The organism is Cryobacterium lactosi (assembly GCF_004403945.1).
GTDB classification, from domain to species: domain Bacteria; phylum Actinomycetota; class Actinomycetes; order Actinomycetales; family Microbacteriaceae; genus Cryobacterium; species Cryobacterium lactosi.
In genome coordinates this window covers 64812-83871 of sequence record NZ_SOHM01000015.1, presented here as the reverse complement: position 1 = coordinate 83871, position 19060 = coordinate 64812, and the positions used below count along the sequence as shown (strand labels likewise).

General features: G+C 66.8%; 17 protein-coding genes and 1 pseudogene. 5 read left to right on the top strand and 13 right to left on the bottom strand.

Going from position 1 to position 19060, the window contains the following annotated elements; all coding sequences use genetic code 11:
- Position 1 precedes the first annotated feature (1 nt).
- The 4 genes and pseudogenes from E3T61_RS08215 to E3T61_RS22575 form a co-directional block, all read right to left on the bottom strand.
- Positions 2-1576, bottom strand: coding sequence for a DUF2142 domain-containing protein (locus tag E3T61_RS08215; protein WP_134640372.1), 1575 nt, complete (start codon positions 1574-1576; stop codon positions 2-4).
- Between the two features lie 149 nt (positions 1577-1725).
- On the bottom strand, positions 1726-2160 hold the full coding sequence (locus E3T61_RS08210) for a DUF2304 domain-containing protein (RefSeq protein WP_134640371.1): 435 nt from the start codon (positions 2158-2160) through the stop codon (positions 1726-1728).
- Positions 2161-2165: 5 nt separating this feature from the next.
- A complete protein-coding gene (locus E3T61_RS08205; RefSeq protein WP_134640462.1) occupies positions 2166-2894 on the bottom strand; it encodes a glycosyltransferase family 2 protein in 729 nt (242 codons plus the stop codon).
- 594 nt (positions 2895-3488) lie between these two features.
- A pseudogene (locus E3T61_RS22575) lies at positions 3489-3833 on the bottom strand (glycosyltransferase family 2 protein); the annotation flags it as partial.
- A 446-nt stretch (positions 3834-4279) separates the two neighbouring features.
- On the opposite strand from E3T61_RS22575, the gene E3T61_RS08195 reads away from it, so the two are divergent.
- Positions 4280-6613, top strand: coding sequence for a hypothetical protein (locus tag E3T61_RS08195; protein WP_134640370.1), 2334 nt, complete (start codon positions 4280-4282; stop codon positions 6611-6613).
- Between the two features lie 91 nt (positions 6614-6704).
- Here the strand turns inward: E3T61_RS08195 and E3T61_RS08190 are convergent, their stop codons facing one another.
- From E3T61_RS08190 to E3T61_RS08170, 5 genes are all read right to left on the bottom strand, one after another.
- Positions 6705-7628 carry an ABC transporter substrate-binding protein gene (locus E3T61_RS08190; RefSeq protein WP_134640369.1) on the bottom strand — a complete coding sequence of 308 codons (924 nt, stop codon included), beginning with the start codon at positions 7626-7628 and terminating at the stop codon, positions 6705-6707.
- Between the two features lie 41 nt (positions 7629-7669).
- Positions 7670-8383 carry an ABC transporter permease gene (locus tag E3T61_RS08185; RefSeq protein ID WP_134640368.1) on the bottom strand — a complete coding sequence of 238 codons (714 nt, stop codon included), beginning with the start codon at positions 8381-8383 and terminating at the stop codon, positions 7670-7672.
- Positions 8380-9057, bottom strand: a complete 678-nt coding sequence (locus tag E3T61_RS08180; RefSeq protein WP_134640367.1) for an ABC transporter permease — start codon at positions 9055-9057, stop codon at positions 8380-8382. Before E3T61_RS08180 ends, E3T61_RS08185 begins: the two co-directional genes overlap by 4 nt.
- Positions 9054-9878 carry an ABC transporter ATP-binding protein gene (locus E3T61_RS08175; protein WP_134640366.1) on the bottom strand — a complete coding sequence of 275 codons (825 nt, stop codon included), beginning with the start codon at positions 9876-9878 and terminating at the stop codon, positions 9054-9056. The genes E3T61_RS08180 and E3T61_RS08175 overlap by 4 nt, the downstream gene beginning before the upstream one ends.
- A gap of 160 nt (positions 9879-10038) precedes the next feature.
- Positions 10039-10695, bottom strand: coding sequence for a TetR/AcrR family transcriptional regulator (locus tag E3T61_RS08170; RefSeq protein ID WP_241992456.1), 657 nt, complete (start codon positions 10693-10695; stop codon positions 10039-10041).
- Between the two features lie 206 nt (positions 10696-10901).
- Between E3T61_RS08170 and E3T61_RS08165 the strand changes: the two genes are divergently transcribed.
- The gene (locus tag E3T61_RS08165) at positions 10902-11975 is read left to right on the top strand and encodes an App1 family protein (protein WP_241992468.1); all 1074 of its coding nucleotides are present in this window, start codon (positions 10902-10904) and stop codon (positions 11973-11975) included.
- Positions 11976-12055: 80 nt separating this feature from the next.
- On the opposite strand, the gene E3T61_RS08160 is transcribed toward E3T61_RS08165, so the two are convergent.
- Genes E3T61_RS08160 through hisD form a run of 3 tightly spaced genes read right to left on the bottom strand, consistent with a single transcriptional unit; the run spans position 12056 to position 14932 of the window.
- The gene (locus E3T61_RS08160; RefSeq protein WP_134640364.1) at positions 12056-13111 is read right to left on the bottom strand and encodes a quinone-dependent dihydroorotate dehydrogenase; all 1056 of its coding nucleotides are present in this window, start codon (positions 13109-13111) and stop codon (positions 12056-12058) included.
- Positions 13112-13113: 2 nt separating this feature from the next.
- Entirely contained in the window at positions 13114-13599 is a 486-nt protein-coding gene (gene nrdR / locus E3T61_RS08155; RefSeq protein WP_134640363.1) for a transcriptional regulator NrdR, read from the bottom strand.
- A gap of 13 nt (positions 13600-13612) precedes the next feature.
- Complete coding sequence (gene hisD, locus E3T61_RS08150) at positions 13613-14932, bottom strand: histidinol dehydrogenase (RefSeq protein WP_134640362.1); 1320 nt, start codon at positions 14930-14932, stop codon at positions 13613-13615.
- 71 nt (positions 14933-15003) lie between these two features.
- Here hisD and E3T61_RS08145 point away from each other — a divergent pair, with 71 nt between their 5' ends.
- The gene (locus E3T61_RS08145; RefSeq protein ID WP_134640361.1) at positions 15004-15555 is read left to right on the top strand and encodes a flavin reductase family protein; all 552 of its coding nucleotides are present in this window, start codon (positions 15004-15006) and stop codon (positions 15553-15555) included.
- A gap of 47 nt (positions 15556-15602) precedes the next feature.
- On the opposite strand, the gene E3T61_RS08140 is transcribed toward E3T61_RS08145, so the two are convergent.
- Entirely contained in the window at positions 15603-16388 is a 786-nt protein-coding gene (locus E3T61_RS08140; RefSeq protein ID WP_134640360.1) for a lysophospholipid acyltransferase family protein, read from the bottom strand.
- A 119-nt stretch (positions 16389-16507) separates the two neighbouring features.
- Between E3T61_RS08140 and E3T61_RS08135 the strand changes: the two genes are divergently transcribed.
- Both E3T61_RS08135 and E3T61_RS08130 read left to right on the top strand, forming a co-directional pair.
- Positions 16508-17053 carry a hypothetical protein gene (locus tag E3T61_RS08135; RefSeq protein WP_134640359.1) on the top strand — a complete coding sequence of 182 codons (546 nt, stop codon included), beginning with the start codon at positions 16508-16510 and terminating at the stop codon, positions 17051-17053.
- A 144-nt stretch (positions 17054-17197) separates the two neighbouring features.
- Complete coding sequence (locus E3T61_RS08130) at positions 17198-18994, top strand: hypothetical protein (protein WP_134640358.1); 1797 nt, start codon at positions 17198-17200, stop codon at positions 18992-18994.
- Positions 18995-19060 lie beyond the last annotated feature (66 nt).

The following is a 19060-nucleotide window of genomic DNA, read 5'->3' as shown; positions in this document are numbered from 1 at the left end:
GCTAAGGCGCCCGCATCGAATCAGGACTGACGGACTCGAGCGGGCCCACCGGCGTACTGGCTTCGCGGAATGCCGCCCGGTAGACGAGCACCGCGGCCACCGTCACGGCGGCGGCGAGAAGGGCCGTCAGCACCAGCCACCCCACCGGGGGCTGCCACTCGGGTGAAAGGAACATGGCCTCGATGCCACCGTTGACCGTGACCATATACCGCCGAAGGGTGGAGACGAAGGAGAACACCTGCCCGATCGACAGAAGCACAAGCAGGGTGATCACGAAGCGCTTGACCCCCGCAGAAGGCCGTGGCCTCTGATCGGAGTCGTCGATGGCCAGGCCGGAGGCAACCAGGAGGCACATCATCATCGCGAGCATGTAGCGGCCCTGCCAGATGCTGCCGATCGAACTGATCAGAATGGCCTGGGTAACCGCCGGCACCAACACCATGACCAGGGCCAGGCCGAGAACGGCGAACTTGCCCCGCCGCGATCCCCAGGCCAGCGCGGCCACCAGAACTGTCACGATGCCGAAGCTGAATACGATGATGCTGAAGCTGGGCGACGGGGTGTCGGTCCAGCCGAAGAACCCGATGAGTCCATCGCTGAAATCGAACGTGCGCAGCACCATTGTGAAGAATTCGATGGTCGGACTGCTGCCGGTATTGGCCGTGGGGTGCTCAGCGAAGGTGGCCAGGCCGAGGTACCACGCCACCGTCAACCCGCTGACAAGGGCGCATGCTCCGATCGCCACCCAGGCAGCCGGTTGGCGAAGCAGACCCGCCGCGACACGCCAGTTGGCGAAAGCAAGTGCCGCTCCGACGATGATGAGCACCCAGAGCAGCGAGATGCTTCGCGTGCTCAGAAGCGCCGTTGCTGAGACGACGACAAGCGCGGCGCGTTCCCACAGGAGCCGCCGGGAGGCCGGTGTCTGCAAGGTGAGGACCAGGGTGGCGAACAGGGCCCCCGCTGATGCCACTTCGACGCCGTTGGGGTTGATCGACCCGCCGAGGTACAGCACCATCGGCGTCACAGCGACCGCGGCAGCGACGATGACCCAGCGGGACCGGGGCAACTGCATCAACTGCATGAACATCACGGCCAGGGCGGCGGCGGCCAGTACTGCGCTGAAAGCGCGCATCGCGTACAGCGCCGGCGTGCCGTCCATCACCAGCGTCGGGAGCCCGACGATTGCGTAATAGGCGGGGCTGTTCAGCCCCGCGGAGGTTCCGGCGACCACGATGTCGGTCGGATTGCCCTGGACTGGACGAACGCACCCTGCGGAGATGTCTGGTCGGAACTTGTAGCAGCTGAGCTCGTGAGCGTGGGCAACGTACCGCGGAACTTCCGCACGGGCCAGCGAGGGGTCCTGGTCCCAGGGCACACTGGCGACCTGCCCGTGAGCGACGGCGGTAGCGCGAATGGCGTGCGACGCCTCATCGGGTGCCGACATCATCGGCGAGGCCAAGGCCCACAGCAGCATGGGGGCCAGGATGACCACAAAACTGGTGAGGAAGACCCGCCATCGTCGGCCGGTCCGATCGAATGGTGCCGATGACGTGTCGCTGGTTGTTGCTGTGTTCATGCCGCTGCTGTGTCCGCATCTCTTGAACCGTTCGGCGGGGTGCCGCCCATACCGTGCCGATCATGCCGTGCCGACGATACTGTGCCGACCATACAGTGTCGGCAGTCGCTCTCTGCGCCGTCCTGGGCAATCACAGCGTGCGCCTGGCCTCAGTGTCTCTGGGCATCAAGGCTCGTGGCATCAGCCAGTCGGTTTCCGTGGCCGACCACGGCACCGTGCGGGACGTCGGTGTCCACGCGGCTTTCCAGCTCACGCAGACGGAGATCCTGCAGCGCGGACATCTCCACGAGAGTACGCGTCTTGCTTTCCAGATCGGTCAATTCGGCGCTGTGCTGGATACAGACGAGAAACAAGACGGCGATGCTCACGAAGAAAACGAGGTTGGTCGGTACGTCCACTCCGAAGCGCGCTGCCGCCCAGATCAAGGTGTCAGGGAAGACGCTGATGATGAGCGCGAGCAGTCCGGCGATGACCCACCACAAGGCATGGCGTTCGCGAAGACGGCGTCTGCGCAGCATCTCGATGACGACGCCCAGGGTTGCGAGGGCGGCGAGGATGCCGATGATATAGGTGGAAAGGCTCATGGCGGTCAGGCCTTAGGTCGAAGGGGCAGCGACGGACGGATGAGTGCGAAACACAGGGCGACGAACGCGCGGCCGAGGTAGGCGGCGGCTCGAATCGGGTTGTGCGACGGCTGACCCCCCGCACGCACCCGCATGACGACGGGCACCTGTTCGATGCGGCAGCCTGCGCGGGAAGCGATGACGAGGGCCTCGATGGTGTCGCCCAGGTATTCAGCAGGATAGTGCGATGCGAAAAGTGCCACCGCACGGGGCCCGGATGCCTTGAACCCTGATGTGGTATCGGTCAGGGTGGTCCGCGCAGTCCGGCTGAGGATGACGGAGAGCACCCGCATCGCCCACCGGCGAGGCCCGCGGGCCTCGTAGTCGCCCACTCCGGCGAAGCGCGCCCCGATGACCAGGTCGGCGTGATCGAGACGCTCGAGCAACGCCAGCACGTTGGCCGGGTCGTGCTGGCCGTCGGAATCAATCTGCACGACATTGTCGAAGTCGTGGGCGATGGCGTATTTGAAGCCCAATCGCATGGCACCGCCGACCCCGAGGTTGACGGGGAGCTCTGCAACGATGGCGCCGGCGCGACGCGCGAAGGCCGTTGTCCGGTCGGCCGACCCGTCATTGACCACCAGGCAATGCACCCCGGGCAGCGCGGAGAAGACTTCGGCCACAACGTCCCCGACCGACTCTTCCTCGTTGAACGCGGGCATGACGATCAGCGTCCGTGCGAGGACCGACGACATGTGCTGGGCGAGCCTCGCCGGATCGTCTCCGCCCAGAGGAAACTGGACGCTCCCGGTGGAGTTGTCTCTTCGGGTGATCGCCAGGGCGTGGCGAAGAAGTGCGCGGGTGCCCTGCCGGTCCCTGGCCGTGATGGACGCCGGAATGCGGGTCACCGCATTGAGCCGGGAGGAATAGTGCCTCGAGGCGACGCGCGCTGCACGCTTCCACCCCAGTGCGGTCATCCGCTCCGAGGTCTCCGCGAAGTAGCGCTGTTCTTCGACGAAGCGTGACCCGTCATCGGCCTTCCACGAGGACACGCTGCCGGAGTGGCGTCGATACCGAAAACTAGGCTGGTCGTCGAGCACGAGCGTGCCGCCGGCCACCACGATGTCGATGAGCAGGGCGAGGTCGAGGGCGACATCGAGGTCGTCCCGGAAGCCATGCTGGTGCAGGCGTGAGGTGCGCCACGCGATGGACGGGAAGTAGGTCCAGGCACCCGCGAGGAGGCTCGAGGCCAGTTTCTCGCCGGAGATCTGCGTTGCCCCGGCCACGCGTGGCCGATACCAGCCCTTGACCCGATCGGCGAGGGGCAGGACATCCTGCCCTGTCGCATCCATGACCTGGACTCCAGGCTGGATGAAGTCCGCTTCGGGGAATTGCCCGACCAACTGGCGGATCCGGGCCACGTAGTTGGGAAGGAGGATGTCGTCGCATCCGACGATGGTGGTGAAATCCGCGTCGGCCAGGTCTGCGCACTTCTTGAAGTTGCCGCTCACGCCCAGATTGACGTCGTTCCGAAGGTAGACGATACGTGAGTCGTCCAGACCGGATACCCATTCTCCCGGGGCGGGATCAGGGTACTGATCATCGATGACAACAAGTCGCCAGTCAGGGTCCGACTGCGCCAGAACGCTGTCCACCGCGAGCCGGAACAGGGCCGGATCGCCGTAGAAGGGCATCATGAGGTCGATGGAAACGGCCTGGACCTCCCGGGCGTTTGGCGACGTCATCACCGGTGGATATCTGCGCTGGCTACGGGCGAAGCACCAGCGACGTCGTCATCGCGTCGAACCGGGTGATCCAGCGGAGATGTGCGTTGCATTGTGATTGGGCTCTCTGATGACTGTCGATCGGATCTCCGGCGGCCCGAGGTCATGCCACCGTGATGTTCACGATTCAGTCTAACGACGTGAATCCAACGAGCCGAGCTGCCCCACTTCGGGGCGGGCCAGCGTTGGGGGTCATCGTCGGTGTGTCATCGATCGGTGGAGACGACGCGGTGCAATAGAGTACAGAAAGTACTGAGCGTTTTCACACGTTCAGTTGCTGGGGGGAGCACGCGAATGCCTGTGGGCGGCCACCCGGATCTGTCTTCTGATTGCGCTGGCCAACGTAGGGAACCCTCATGATCCGTCTGCCGAATGTGTTACGGGTGAGCGCTCGGCGCCGGTTGGGATTCCTGGCGGCGATCCTCGCCGTTGTGCTCGTTGCCCCGGTTCTTGCGGTCGTCACGGCGCCGTCTCCCGCAGAGGCTGCCTCGTCCGCCGATTTCAACCCCGGCAACATCATCTCTGACGCCCAGTTCTACAATTCGAACGCAATGAGCGTCGCCCAGGTGCAGGCGTTCCTCAATTCCAAGGTCCCCACCTGCCGCTCCGGCTACGTCTGCCTCAAGGACTATCGCGCCGACTCGTCCTATCAGCCCGTACGGGCGGCCGGCTGCGCCGCATACCCGGGCCCGGCCAACCAGAGCGCGGCGGAGATCATCTGGCTGGTGTCCTCTCTCTGCGGCATCAACCCGCAGGTCATGCTGGTCTTGCTCGAAAAAGAGCAGGGATTGGTGAGTTCCACCTCCCCGACGGCCGGGATCTACCGCAAGGCGACAGGGTTCGGTTGCCCGGACACCGCCGACTGCGACGCCGTGTATTACGGATTCTTCAATCAGGTGTACAACGCTGCGTACCAGTACAAGAAGTACCAAGCCACACCGAGCGGACGAAACTTTCAGGCCGGACGGACCAACACCATCCAGTGGCACCCCAATGCCGGCTGCGGAACGTCACAGGTGTACATCGAGAACCAGGCGACAGCCGGCCTGTACAACTACACGCCGTACCGGCCGAACAGTGCCGCATTGGGCAACATGTACGGCACCGGTGATGGCTGCTCCACCTATGGCAACCGTAACTTCTTCCGCATCTTCACGGACTGGTTCGGCAATACCCAGGGCGGTGGCGACTTCGCACGCACCGAATCGAACAGCACGATCTACCTGCTCTCCGGAACGACGAAGTACGCCGTTCCGTCGATGGACGTCCTGAACGGCCTCGGCAACCTCGGCCCGTTCCGGATCGTTTCGCAGAGCTACCTCGACAGTTTCTCGACCTCGCCCCTCCTCGCCAGCACCCTCGTGCGTGACGCGGGAACAGGCGACATCTCCCTCGTCCAGGCCGGCGCGCGGCATCGCTTCACCTCGTGTGAGCTGGTGTCCTCCTACGGATTCGCCTGTGGAGCGGCCATCAATCTCTCTCCGGCCCAGCTGGGCAAGTTGCCGGCGGGTGGAGAGATGACCAAATTCTTCACGGTCAACGATGGAACCGTCTACATGCTGTCACCGGGCGGTCGTACCGCGATCACCGCGTGGGAGACCGTCATCAGCCTCAACGGAGGTACGGTCCCCCACATCGCCACTATGAGCGCCCAGGCGGCGGCGGCGCTTCCGATCGTCCAGGCCGTGCTGGCCCCGATGAGCCTGGCCAAGTCGTCCAGTTCGGCAACCGTGTTCTTCATCGACGGGCTCAACCGCAAACTCCCGATCGCCTCATTCGGTCTGGCCGGCGAGTTCGGTGCGAGCGGTTTCAAAACCGTGCCGCAGTCCCAGCTCGATTCGTACACCACGGGTCCGGCATTGACGCAGACGGTACGGTGCGACGGCAAGGCCTACTTCGCGGCCGCCGGGTCCCTGCGCGAGTTGGCGCAGGGCGCGGATGCGTCAGGTCTGCCGGTCACCGATCTCTCGGCCGACTCCTGTGCCCGGCTCCCGCGGGGCGAGACGATTACCGGCGCACTGTTTGTGATCTCGCCGGACAGCCCGACCGTCTACGGGGTCAAGGCCGGCACGGCTCGTGGCGTGCCGACCTGGACCACGCTGCTGGCCCTGAACGACGGGTCCGCGCCTCAGATCGTGTGGATCTCGCAGGATGCGCGATCCGCCATCCCGCTCGCGTCGCCGTATCTGCCTGGCGCGTCGCTCGTGCGCAGCCCGGGGGACGCCACGATCTACTTCGTCGACGGTGCAACTCGCAAGATTCCCGTGGGCTCGTTCACGACGACGTCGGCGTTCGGGATTGACTCGTGGGCCTACGCGACCGATGCGTCATTGGCCACCTACACCGCGGCCACCGGGAGCCTGACTCGCGTCGTGCGCTGCGGTTCCACCGATTATTTCGCCGCGGGCGATCGAATCTATCCGATTGCCGGCGGGGTCACCCATGGAATGGCCGTGACCGAGCTGACCGGTGGAACCTGTGCGGTGCTCCCCCAGGGCGGCGGAGCACCCCTGGAGCATGTCTTCGTCAAGACCTCCGACAACAACACGGTCTACGTGATCGAGTCGGGCACACGACGTCCGATCGGTTCGTGGAACCAGATCATGACGATCAGCGGTGGCAAGCCGCCGGTCATCCTGGTCGACGGCCCCGGAACGCTCAATGACATCCCGGTCGGTCCGGCTATCTAGGTCTACCGAGCGAACACCAGAGACACAGGAACGGCCCCGTGAAGATCACGGGGCCGTTCTTGTGTACCGGGGTGTCTTGTGTACCGGGAGCCTAGATCAGGCCCTCTGCGGTCAGCCACTCCGTCGCGATGGTGTCGGCGGCGGCCTGGTCGTTCACGCTCTGGGCATTCAGGGCCACGAGGGTGTCGGTATCCAGGGCGGCGCTGACCGCGTTGAGGATCTCTGCGGCCGAGGCGTCGACCTTGTCGGAGACGAGCGGCACGACGTTGTCCGGAAAGAACAGGTTGTCGGGGTCATCGAGGGCGACGAGGTTGTTCGACTCGATGTTGGGATCCGCCGTGTAGATGTTGGCCAGCTGGATCTTGTTATCGACGAGGGCCTTGACGGTCAGGGGTCCGCCGCTGTCTTCCACAGGGGTGAAGCCGGCGATCTCGATGCCGTACTTCTCCTTGAGAGCTGTCGGCCCGTATGGACGGGTTTCCAGCTCTGAGTTGCCGCCGACGGTGATCGGTTCAGTCACCTCGGTGAGTGAGGCGATGTCGGTGAGGCCGTAGGTGTCCGCGAACGCCTGGGTGACGGTCCAGGAGTTCTGGTCGGCCGCATCTGCCTGGTCGAGCACAGTCAAGCCGTCGGGGAGGGCGGCTTCGAGGGCCGTGTAGACCTCGTCGGGGCTGCCGCCGGCGGCGTCGGCCTCGAGGGCCTGCAGCAGGCTGCCGGAGTACTCGGGGAAGACGTCGATCGAGCCTGACTCGATCTCGGGGAGATAAGCCTCGCGCTGTCCGATGCGGAACTGGCGGTCGACCGTGAACCCGCCGTTTTCCAGGGCTTGGGCGTAGATCTCCGCGATGATCTCGTTGGAGTAGTAGTCCTGCGATCCGACAACGAGCGTCTCGGAGTCCGCGGAACTGTTCCCCTCGTCCAGTGGGTCTCCGGACGCGCACCCTGCAAGGGCTACGACAGCCCCAACCGCGACCGCGCTGACAAGCGCGAGCCGGCCTCGTGTGATTGTGAACATGCTGTGTTCCTTCCTCAGGTACCGATGTTTCGGTAGATGTGTCACCGTGCGGCTGTGGGGCTGCCGGTGCGAAGCGTTGGAGCTGTGTCGAGGCGCCCGGAGACACCCCGCGGTACAACAAACCGTTGGATCAGCGCGAAGATTCCCTCCAGCGCCAAAGCCAGCAGAATGACGAGTATCGACCCGCCTAGCATCTCGGCATAGTCGCGGGTTTTCAACCCCGAGAAGAGGTATCGTCCCAGACCGAGATCGGCCACGTAGGCCGCGAGCGTGGCGGTGGCGATGACCTGAAGGGTGGCGGAGCGCAGGCCGCCGATGAGCAGGGGAAGGCCAAGGGGAACCTCGACCTTTCGCACGATCTGGAGTTCGGACATTCCGACCGCCCTGGCCGCGTCCACTGTGCGTCGGTCGATTGCCTCGAATCCGGTGTAGGCCCCGGCCAGGATCGGCGGGATGGCGAGCACCGTGAGCGCCACATACGGGGCCACGACGCCGATACCCACCCACAGCGCCACCAGGGTGAGCAGGCCGAGGGTCGGGATGGCCCGCAGGCCCCCCGAGGTCGTCACCGCGAGGCCGCGGCCGCGGCCGGTGTGGCCGATGAGGTAGCCCAGCGGGATGGCGATCGCCGACGCTATCAGCACGGTCACGAGAGAGAAGACCAGGTGCTGCCCGATCCGCAGCGGGATCGCGTTCAGACCGACATAGTTGGCCGGGTCGAGAATCCAGTCGATGGCGCTGGCGAAGAGGTTCATGCTGCGCTCACCTCGACAGGCGCACTCGGCTTGGCCGCAGTGATCCGCCGGGTCCACGGCATCAGCACCCGCCCGGCGAGCACGAGAGCACCGTCGAAGAGCAGAGCCAGGCCGACCGTGGCGACGAGCCCGGCGATGATCTCGGCCTGGATCCCACGTTGGAATCCGTCGGTGAAGAGACTGCCGAGGCTCTGCACACCGATGACCGCTCCGACGGTCACGAGGCTGACGGTGCTGACGGCGACCACCCGCATGCCGGCCAGGAGCACCGGTCCGGCCAAAGGCAGCTCCACCTGCCAGAACCGTGACCAGGTGGAGTAACCCATCGCCGATGCGGACTGGCGGACATCGGCATCCACCGAGTCGAGACCGTCAGACACCACACGCACCATAAGCGCGATGCCGTACAGGGTGAGGGCGATGATCACGTTCACCGGAGAGAGCAGACTGGTGCCGATCACGGCCGGCAGCACAAAAATCAAGGGAAGCGACGGCACAGCGTAGAGCAGTCCGGCGCCGGTGAGGATGATGCCGCGGCTCAACCGGTATCGTCGCGCCAACCAGCCCAGTGGGACAGCGACGACGAAGCAGAGCACGATAGGCGGCAGGCTCAGCACCACGTGGTCGAGCGTGCGGGCCCAGATCAGGCCCAGATTGGCCAGTACCCAGGTCATCGGACGCCTTCGCTCCTCAGCACGCCGGCCAGGCGTCCGTCGCTGTCAACGACGACGTCTTCGTTCCCGTGCCGCTCCACGTGTAGCGCGCGCCGGCCGCGATCGGCGCCGACGAAGCTGGCCACGAAGTCATCGGCGGGGTTGGCGAGCAGCTCAGCGGGCGAGCCGACCTGGGCAATACGGCCGCCCTCGCTCAGGATCACGATCTGGTCGCCGAGAAGGAAGGCCTCCTCGATGTCATGGGTGACGAAGACCACTGTCTTGTCCAGTTCCTTTTGCAGGCGCACCAGTTCCTGCTGCAGCTCAGCGCGCACGATCGGGTCCACGGCTCCGAACGGCTCGTCCATCAGCAGGATGTTCGGGTCGACCGCCAGTCCCCTGGCCACGCCGACGCGTTGCTGTTGGCCACCGGACAGCTGGCTCGGATACCGGTCGGCCAGCGAGCGGTCCAAGCCGACGGTGTCGAGCATCGCCAAGGCATCCGCTCTGGCCTGGCGTTTGGGTGTACCCCGCAGCAGCGGAACGGTCGCGACGTTGTCGACGACGGTGCGGTGCGGCAGCAGTCCGGAGTTCTGCATGACGTAACCGATGCCACGGCGCAGCTTCACCGGCGGCAGGGTGGCGATGTCCTCGCCGTCGATCTCGACAGACCCGCTGGTCGGGTCGACCATCCGGTTGATCATCCGCAGCAGGGTGGTCTTGCCCGAGCCGGAGGAGCCGACCAGCACGGTGGTCTTGTGGGAGGGCAGGACCAGGCTGAAGTCCTCGACGGCAAGGGTACCGTCAGGGAAGCGCTTGCTCACGGAACGGAACTCGATCATGGCTGGGCTCAATCCTCGAAGCGGGCTTGACATTCCTCGCTCCCGGGTTTCGGGGACGACGAACGGGCAGGTACGGAAAGACTAGCCAATCATTCTTCGGAGCACGATCCAAAGCGGATTGCCGCAGGCGTCAAATTCGCCAGTGGCGAAAGTCTTCGAATCAGGCGTCCGGACCGTAATAGCCGACGAGGTAGTCGTGCATGATGCGGCGGCACTCGGCGATGAACCGCTCGTCGCCCTGGCTGTTCCAGGTGAAGGCACGGGACAGCAGGGAATCGGCCATCTCCACGGCAACCTCGAGCCTGAAGATCAGGTCGGGTCCGCCGGACAGGCCGAATTCATCCGACAGCACGCCGGCGATCTGGTTGGCGAAGAACCCGGAGTCCAGTTCGTCCGGCACGCTGGACTGTGCGCGGTCGCGATCGGCGAAGTGCAGGATCCGGAAGCCGGGTTCGGCACGGTACAGGTCGACGAACGCCGAAATCCCGCAGTCCACGGCTTCCCACCAGGTACTCGGCTGGGTCTCCTTGAGGGTGTCGGCGACGCGCTGCCGGAAGCGCTGCACGGCGCGTTCGCGAAGGCCTTCGAGGACTGCGACGCGGTCGGGGTAGTAGCGGTACACGGTACCGATGGAGGCACCGGCGCGCTCCGCGACCATGGCTGTGGTGATGCGGTCGAAACCCACCTCGTCGACGACCTCTGCGGCGGCATCGAGGAGTGCGGTCAACCTGGCGGCACTGCGCTGTTGGATGGGCTCGGTGCGAATCTGCCGCCCTTGTGCGACAGAGTCTTCACCGAATAGGTCGATCAGCGCCACGTGGCCTCCTTGAATATACGTCACAATCTTAGGGCCACCGGCTGTGCGCGAGGCACATGACATACCCCCCAAACGGAGCGGGAGCGAGGTGCCCGGGCCCGTCGTTTTGGACTGCGGGTGAGCCTGGCCGGTAGCGCTGGCGGGCGAAAGGGACGCTGCGGCGCATGAGAGACTGAGGTGTGTCAAAGTCCCCCGCCACGCCCGCCATGCCCCTGGACCCTGCGCGCCTCATGCACCGAGCGGCCCGGATCGAGGATTGGCTGCATGACAAGCGTGAGAAGTTCGCCCGCCGGCGCGGACATCTGCCGATCGTCATCCCGTACTCCGGCTACGGCACCACGGAGCGCGTGCGAATCCTGTGCCGCGTTCTGCTGTCCAAGCCTGTGAAGGCTGGCCGCAGCACCCGAAGGAAGCGTCGCAATGACGGACGCGATGCGAGCATCCGGGGCTGGCGCAGCTTCACGAGCGTGCCTGTCAACGACGTCACGGTCACCATCGACATCGGCGGCAAGGCCCATCGGGTGCAGGCAGACCGCGGTGGTGTCGTCGACACTGTGATGGAGGTCAATCTGGCGCCGGGCTGGCACACCGCCACGCTGCACACCCACGCCTCAGAGAGCGTCGAGGCGCCGGTCTTCGTGGTCGCCCCTGACGTGCGAACCGGTGTCATCTCCGACGTCGACGACACCGTCATGGTCACCACCCTGCCCCGGCCGTTGCTGGCGGCGTGGAACACCTTCGTCCTGGACGAGCACGCCCGCGTTCCCACGCCGGGCATGGCCGTTCTGCTCGACCGTCTCGCCGACGCGACACCGGGCGCCCCCGTGATCTATCTCTCGACCGGCGCCTGGAATGTAGCGCCAACCCTCAGCCGCTTTCTTTCCCGCAACCTGTACCCGCCCGGGGCCTTGCTGCTGACCGATTGGGGCCCGACCCACGACAGGTTGTTCCGCAGCGGTCGCGATCACAAGAGGGACAACCTGCGTCGTCTGGCGCAGGAATTCCCCGAGATGAAGTGGATCCTGATCGGCGACGACGGCCAGCACGACGAGGCCATCTACAGCGAATTCCAGCAGGACTTCCCTCAGAGTGTCGCCGCGGTCGCCATCCGCCGGCTGTCGCCGAGCGAGGCCGTACTGGCCGGCCGCCGGGCCAAGGATGCGGCCGGGGCCAAGCCTGACGCGCTCTGGGTCTACGGGCCTGACGGCGCGAGCCTGGCGTCGCAACTGGCGGACCTCGGACTCATCGAAGATCCCAGCGCGCCCGGCCCGAGCGACTGAGACGGTTCGCGGCGGGCAGGGCTTGAACGCCTGGCGGCGGCCAGCCCGTCAGTCAGACGAGGCAGGTTGGGAACGGCCGGTCAGGAGAGGACTGGGGCGGCGCGACGCCCCGCGAGCAGCCGGTCGAGTCCGCGGTTGATCTGCCGGGCCCAGAGCGGGCCGCGGTAGAGGAAGCCCGTGTAGCCCTGCACCAGGGTGGCCCCGGCGTCGAGACGTTCGACGACCTGCTGCGCGGTCTCGACTCCACCGACCGAGATCACGCACAGGTCCGCCGGCACACTGGCCCGAATCAGGCGCAGCACCGCCAGAGACCGGTCGTTCAGGGGCGCGCCGGAAAGCCCGCCCGCTCCGGAGGCGGCCACAACTCCCGGGTCGGTCAACAAGTTCTCCCTGCTGATGGTGGTGTTGGTGGCGATGATGCCGGCCAGGCCGAGCTCCACGGTCAGGCCGGCAATGCGGGTGACTTCGTCATCGGTGAGGTCGGGGGCGATCTTGACCAGCAGCGGGGTGTCGCCGGCCCGGTCCTGAACTGCCGTCAGCAGCGGGGCCAACTGGTCGAGTTCCTGCAGGCCGCGCAGTCCCGGTGTGTTCGGTGAGCTGACGTTGACCACGAGGTAGTCCGCGAGCGGAGCCAGGGCGATGGTGCTGACCAGGTAGTCGGCCGTGGCATCCTCGACGGCGGTGACCCGGCTCTTGCCGATATTGATGCCAAGGACGGGGCGGCTGCGGGTCGCTCGCACCTGGCGCAGGCGTGCGACGGCCGCCTCGGCTCCGCCGTTGTTGAAGCCCATCCGGTTGATGACGGCGCGGTCGGCGATCAGCCGGAACAGCCGGGGTTTGGGGTTGCCGGGCTGGGCGATTGCGGTGAGCGTGCCGACCTCGACATGCCCGAAACCCAGGCGGCCCAGACCGATCACGGCGTGGCCGTCCTTGTCAAAACCGGCGGCAACGCCGAACGGCGAGTCGAAGTGCAGACCGAGGGCGTCCACCCCGATATCGGTGCGCGGGCGGGTGAATCGGTGCACGAGCGGGCCGAGACCGACTCGCGGGAGCCATCGGATTACCTCGAAGGCCAGGTGATGCGCCTGCTCGGGGTCGAGCCGGGTGAGAACCAGCTTGAAAAGAGTCGGGTACACGTCTACCGTTCCGGGTCGGGGTCGGAGTCCATCGTGGCGGCGGCGTGTTCGGTGCGCAGCTGGGCGATCGCGCTCTCGAAGTCGTCCAGCGAGTCGAACGCCTGGTAGACGCTGGCGAAGCGCAGGTAGGCCACTTCATCAAGGTCTCGCAGCGGGGCGAGGATAGCCAGGCCGATGTCGTTGGCCTCGATCTGGGACGCTCCGGTCTGGCGGATGGTCTCCTCGACCTTCTGCGCAAGCATGGCCAGGTCCGAGTCGGTGACCGGGCGGCCCTGGCAGGCCTTGCGCACGCCGGAGACGATCTTCTCGCGGCTGAACGGTTCGACGACGCCGCTGCGCTTGATGATGTTGAGGCTGGCCGTTTCGGTGGTGCTGAACCGGCGACCGCACTCAGGGCACTGTCGGCGGCGGCGGATCGAGAGCCCGTCATCGCTGGTGCGCGAGTCGATGACGCGGGAATCGGGGTGGCGACAGAACGGGCAATACATTGTGCTTACGAGCCTACCGTTCCGAGGGTTTGGTGAATCGCGCGCTGACGGCGTCGCCGTGCGCGGGCAATGCCTCTGCGGCGGACAGGGCCAGGATGTGCTCGGCGACGCCCGACAGGCCCTCGCGGGTGTACCGCACCACCTGCTGCGGGCGCAGGAAAGTGTACGCGCCGAGGGCCGCGGAGAATCGAGCTTGTCCCCCGGTGGGCAGTACGTGGTTGGACCCGGCCGCGTAGTCGCCGAGGCTGACCGGTGCGTACGGGCCGAGGAAGATGGCGCCGGCGTTGTCGATCAGGGCGAGCACGGCATCGGGGTCGACGGTCTGAATCTCGAGGTGCTCCGGGCCGAACGCGTTGCTGAACGCGGCGGCTTGCTCGAGGTCGTCGACCAGCACGATGGCCGACTGGCTGCCTCCCAGCGACGCCGTCACCCGTTCGCTGTGCGTCGTGCTGTCGGCCAGATCGGTCAGCAGAGCCTCGACGGCGGTCGCGAGCTGGGCGGAATCCGTGACCAGCACGGCGGCCGCGAGCTCGTCGTGCTCGGCCTGACTGACCAGGTCAGCGGCGACGAAAGCGGGGTCGGCTTCGGCATCGGCGATCACCAGGATGTCGGTCGGGCCGGCTTCAGAGTCGATCCCGGTGACGCCGCGCACCAGACGCTTTGCGGCGGCCACGTAGACGTTGCCGGGGCCGGTGACAAGCTGCACGGGGTCGAGTCCCAGACCGGGAACGCCGTAGGCGAAGGCACCGACAGCGCCGGCGCCGCCCATGGCGTAGATCTCGTCGACGCCGAGCAGGCCGGCCACGGCGAGGATGGTGGGGTGCACCCGCCCATCGAAGTGGCTCTGCGGCGGGGAGGCGAGGGCGATGGAGGTGACGCCGGCCACCTGGGCGGGGACCACGTTCATCACGACGCTGGACGGGTATACGGCCTTGCCGCCCGGCACGTAGAGACCGACCCGCTGTACGGGGCGCCAGCGCTGCACAATTTCGGCGCCATCGGCGATGGTTGTTGTGACCAGCGGCGGAACCTGCGCGGCGCTGGCGAGTCGCACCCGACGGATGGTCTCCTCGATCGCGGTCCGGACATCCGGGTCGAGGGCGGCGAGGGCTTCTTCGACGTGGGAGGCCGGCACCCGCACATGCTCGGGGCGCACCCGGTCGAGGCGTTCGGCCTGGTCGAGCAGTGCGTCAACGCCGCGCGCGCGCACGTCGTCGATCAGTTCGGCTGCGACGTCACTGGCGACGGTGACGCTGGTGAGGGCCCGGGGCACCGAGGCCAAAAGTTCGGCCGGAGCAGGCCGCGTTCCTCGAAGGTCAATCGTCTGGATCATGTTCCTCCAGCTTATCCAAGAACGCCCGGCGCACGGGAATAGGCTGGTCGGTGAAACGATTGGCACCCACTATGAGCGATCGCACCACGGAACCGGCCGGGCTCCCCCGCGCCCCGGCCCTCGACACCGACCCGAACGCCCCGGGTGATCTGGCCGCATTCAAGAACGCGTTCCGCCGTCACGCGGCCGGAGTCGCGGTGGTGACGGCACTGGATGCCCTGGGCCACCCGGTCGGATTCACCGCGACCTCCCTGGCCTCGATGTCGGCGGTACCTCCCCTGGCGACTTTCAACATGGCGAAGTCGGCCAGTTCCTGGCCGGCCATCGTGGAGACCGAACGCGTTGTCATCCACCTGCTCGGGTTGCGCAACCGCTCGCTGGCCGAGCGCCTGGCCGGTCCCAACACCGAGCGATTCGTCGGTGATCATTGGCGGGTGGGGCCGTATGGGCTGCCGGTGCTCAATGACGTCACGTCGTGGATGGTCGGCCGCATCGTGGAGCGCGTGAGCGTGCACAACGCCGCCGTTGTCGTGGTCCAGATCGAAGGCGGCGGCCTGGGCGAGGACGACGAGGCGCTGATCTATCACGAGCGCCGCTACCGGGCTCTGGGCGAGACCGTCTAGTCACCCGGGCGCTGGGACGCTCGTGCCGTGACTGCAGGCAGGCGGGCTTAGGCCGTCGGCGTCGCGGCCGCCCGGGCAGCGGCTTTGCGCCGTTGCCGTTCGGCTTCCGTTGCGGCGGCCTCCGCCGGTGTGGGCGCTGTTCCGCCGAGGTGGGCAGGTTGCCACCAACGGCCAGCTCCCGGGTCCGGGTACCGGGCCTGCAGGCCGTCGACGAGCCCCTGCAGCACCCCGTGCAGCCGATCGGTGACCTTCTGCGGGTCGTCGTCGGCACCTACCGTGATCGGAGTGCCGACCGCGAAGGAGACCGGTGTGCGGTAGGCCTCCCCCAGTGACGGTTTGTGGTTCTTCGTGAGCAGCCGGTGGCCGCCCCAGACGGCGATCGGAACGATGGGCACCCTGGCTTCCTTGGCCATCCGTGCTGCCCCGGTCTTGAGGTCGCGCACGGTGAACGAGGCGTTCACACCCCCCTCGGGGAACACCCCCACGAGTTCGCCGGCTCCGAGCGCCCGCACGGCATCGGCGTAGGCCTGGGCTCCGGCCGTCATGTCGACGTTGATGTGCCGCATTCCGCGCAGGAGCCATCCGACGACGGGCTTGTCGAACGCGCCCTTTTTCGCCATGAAGCGGATGTGTCGGCGGTTCTTCCGCCAGGTCATCCATTCGACCAGGGCGAAATCCGCGTAGCCGAAGTGGGTGATGGCGAGCACCGCTCCGCCGGCATCCGGCAGGTTGGTGAGGCCGGTCACAGATGGCCTCAATCTGAAGGCTCCGAAAATTGCGCGCCCCGCCGTGATCGCCGTGCTGTAGATGGGTTCTCCGCTGCGCGTTCTCATGAGACCAGCGTAGGACCAGAGGCTGTCAACGTGCTGGTGGCTGACACGTGTGGCTGTCGCGCTATCGTGTGGGCAGCTGAGCGAAGGTGGCTGTGGGCGAGGGGTATATGGACGGCACGGTGACGACTGGCTGGGGTGACTTCGCCGTGGCGATGGCGGGTGCGGCGGCGGCGCTGGCTGGTCTCGTGATGGTGGCGATCTCGGTCAATATCAAGGAGATCCTGGCGTATCCCGGGCTCACGGCCCGGGCGGCGGCAGCGGTCGGGTCCCTTGTGCTGGTCGTGGTGACGGCAGCCCTGATCCTGGTGCCCGGGCAGCCCGCGGTGTTGCTCGGCGCCGAGGCCCTTGTCGCCGTCGTGCCCGTGATCGTGCTGCACGCTGTGTCCCTGCGCCTTCGGAGGCGTGAGGGTGAGGGCCCGGGGCGTCCCTTGGTGCTCTACGTGGCGCTGGCGGCCCTGCAGCTGCTCCCCGTGGTTGTGGGCGCCCTGCTCCTGGTCCTTGCCGGCATCGGTCCGGGACTCTCCAGTGCGGGAGTGACCAGTGCGGGCCTCTCCAGTGCGGTTATGTCCAGTGCCGGTCTCTACTGCCTGGCGGCCGGAGTAGTGCTGACCGTGGTCGGCTCGATGCTCGACGCCTGGGTCCTCATGGTCGAGATCCTCCGTTAGCCCGCCCTCGCTCCCCCTCGCGAACTGTGAGTTAAGCCCCATGTTTTCACGATTTTTGGGGCTTTTCTCACGGTTCGCGGATGGGTCGGGTGGGGTGTGGGAGCGGGCGGCGGCAGTGTCGGTGGTAGGTGAGACGATCTCATTATGAGTAACCCCGACCAGGCAACACCGCCCGCTCCGGATGATGACCATTGCTCTCCGGAGTCCGCTCCACCTGGCAACACCCCCACTCCTGTCGACCCGGCGCACGCTGGGTCGGCGGAGTCCACCGCGGCCGAACCGGCACTCGAGCCCACCGCGGTCGGGCCCGAACAGGCCGGGCCGGAACAGGTCGGGCCCGAACAGGCCGGGCCCGAACAGGCCGGGCCCGAACCGATCGGGCTTGAGCCCTATGTCCCCGATCCGGCCCTGGACGAGTTGGTCTGCACGGAGCTGGCCCGCCGCACCGCACTGATCGCGGCCGAGGCCCGGGCCATCGCGCACGCGCAGGCCCGGCAGGCGGAGTTCCTCGTGGAGCTGCAGTGCTGGAGCGAGGACCCGCAGGTGTCTTCCCGGCTGCACGGCAACCCGGAGAGCATCCGGTTGGCCGACGTGAACGCGGCGACCCTGACCGAGGATCAGGCCCGCGCGGCCGCGTATGGTCGGTGGGAGGACCGGGAGGTGGCCCGGCGCACCATCGTGAGCGAGACCGCGTGCCTGCTGCGGATGCACGAACGCACGGTGGAACACCTGATGGAGCAGTCGCTCTGGCTCCTGTCGGCCCCGGCGACGTTCGAGGCGCTCTCCAGCGGGGAGATCAGCTACCGGCACGCCACCGTGCTCATCGACCAGATGCGCACCCTGCCCGCCGAAGACCAGGAAGCCTTCGAAGAGAAAGTCCTGCCGGACGCGAAACGACTCCCGGTCGCCCGGTTCACGGACAGGGCCCGCCGACTCCGAGAGAGACTGCACCCGGAATCCATCGTGACCCGCACCACCAATGCCCTCGCCGACCGGCACAGCCGGTGGGAGGCCGCCCCGGATGGGATGGGGTGGTTGCACTGGTACGGCACCGCCCACGACACCAAAGCCGCCTACGACCGGATCAACACCATGGCGGTGAGCCTGAAGAAGGCCGGCGACCCCACCCAGGCCGGCCCTGACGCTGACGCCGGGGAAGCCGGCGCTCGGGCAGATGGCGACGGCGTGAGCGACCCGGCCGCAGCGGGTGCGGGCGCCGACTCGCGCCGGGCTGAGGACGCGGCGGAGAAGAAGCGCACCCTCGACCAGCTCCGCGCCGACATCACCCGGGCCCTGCTGCTGGACGGCATCACCCCGGACGGGATGGGCGCCGGGATCCGCGGCACCGTGATGATCACCGTGCCCGTGCTCACACTCCTCGGCCTGGACGAGGAACCCGCCACCCTCGAAGGCTACGGGCCGATCTCCCCCGAGATCGCCCGGCAGATCGCCGGACACGCACCCAGCTTCACCCGGCTGCTCACCCACCCCGAAACCGGGGTCGTGCTCTCGCTGGGCAAAACCCAGCACAAGAACACCAAAGCCATGAAAAAGTGGCTGCGGGTACGCGACGAAACCTGCCGATTCCCCGGCTGCTCCCGGCCCGCCGTCACGAGCGACGTCGACCACACCGAAGACTGGGCCGGCGGCGGCAAGACCGACTGCCACAACCTCGCCCATCTCTGCGAACCCCACCACAGACTCAAACACCTCTCGCAGTGGCGAGTCACCCAGGAACCGGGCGGAATCCTGCTCTGGACCTCCCCCGGGAAACGCAGCTACCGCACCGACCCAGCCAACCCCATGGGACCACCCCGACCACTCCCACAGGTGGTGGGACCGAAAAACCGGAAACGACCCGCGGAAGAGAGCTACCTGATGCCCCGACACCGGCAGACCCGGACACCGACACCACCGGTCCCCGAAAACCCGCCGTTCTAGCCCACGCCGACCCGTCGGCCCACGAGGTCCGCTTCGACGTGCTCAGCACGGGTCAACAAAATCGAC

Excerpts from the sequence above, each read along its gene's own strand:
- E3T61_RS08205 (WP_134640462.1), bottom strand. The coding sequence starts at position 2,894 with ATGTCGTCGGTCCTCGCACGGACGCTGATCGTCATGCCCGCGTTCAAC.
- E3T61_RS08130 (WP_134640358.1), top strand. The coding sequence starts at position 17,198 with ATGAGTAACCCCGACCAGGCAACACCGCCCGCTCCGGATGATGACCAT.
- E3T61_RS08210 (WP_134640371.1), bottom strand. The coding sequence starts at position 2,160 with ATGAGCCTTTCCACCTATATCATCGGCATCCTCGCCGCCCTCGCAACC.
- E3T61_RS08190 (WP_134640369.1), bottom strand. The coding sequence starts at position 7,628 with ATGTTCACAATCACACGAGGCCGGCTCGCGCTTGTCAGCGCGGTCGCG.
- E3T61_RS08185 (WP_134640368.1), bottom strand. The coding sequence starts at position 8,383 with ATGAACCTCTTCGCCAGCGCCATCGACTGGATTCTCGACCCGGCCAAC.
- E3T61_RS08145 (WP_134640361.1), top strand. The coding sequence starts at position 15,004 with ATGAGCGATCGCACCACGGAACCGGCCGGGCTCCCCCGCGCCCCGGCC.
- nrdR (WP_134640363.1), bottom strand. The coding sequence starts at position 13,599 with ATGTATTGCCCGTTCTGTCGCCACCCCGATTCCCGCGTCATCGACTCG.
- E3T61_RS08140 (WP_134640360.1), bottom strand. The coding sequence starts at position 16,388 with ATGAGAACGCGCAGCGGAGAACCCATCTACAGCACGGCGATCACGGCG.
- E3T61_RS08180 (WP_134640367.1), bottom strand. The coding sequence starts at position 9,057 with ATGACCTGGGTACTGGCCAATCTGGGCCTGATCTGGGCCCGCACGCTC.
- E3T61_RS08215 (WP_134640372.1), bottom strand. The coding sequence starts at position 1,576 with ATGAACACAGCAACAACCAGCGACACGTCATCGGCACCATTCGATCGG.
- E3T61_RS08175 (WP_134640366.1), bottom strand. The coding sequence starts at position 9,878 with ATGATCGAGTTCCGTTCCGTGAGCAAGCGCTTCCCTGACGGTACCCTT.
- E3T61_RS08195 (WP_134640370.1), top strand. The coding sequence starts at position 4,280 with ATGATCCGTCTGCCGAATGTGTTACGGGTGAGCGCTCGGCGCCGGTTG.
- hisD (WP_134640362.1), bottom strand. The coding sequence starts at position 14,932 with ATGATCCAGACGATTGACCTTCGAGGAACGCGGCCTGCTCCGGCCGAA.
- E3T61_RS08165 (WP_241992468.1), top strand. The coding sequence starts at position 10,902 with ATGCCCCTGGACCCTGCGCGCCTCATGCACCGAGCGGCCCGGATCGAG.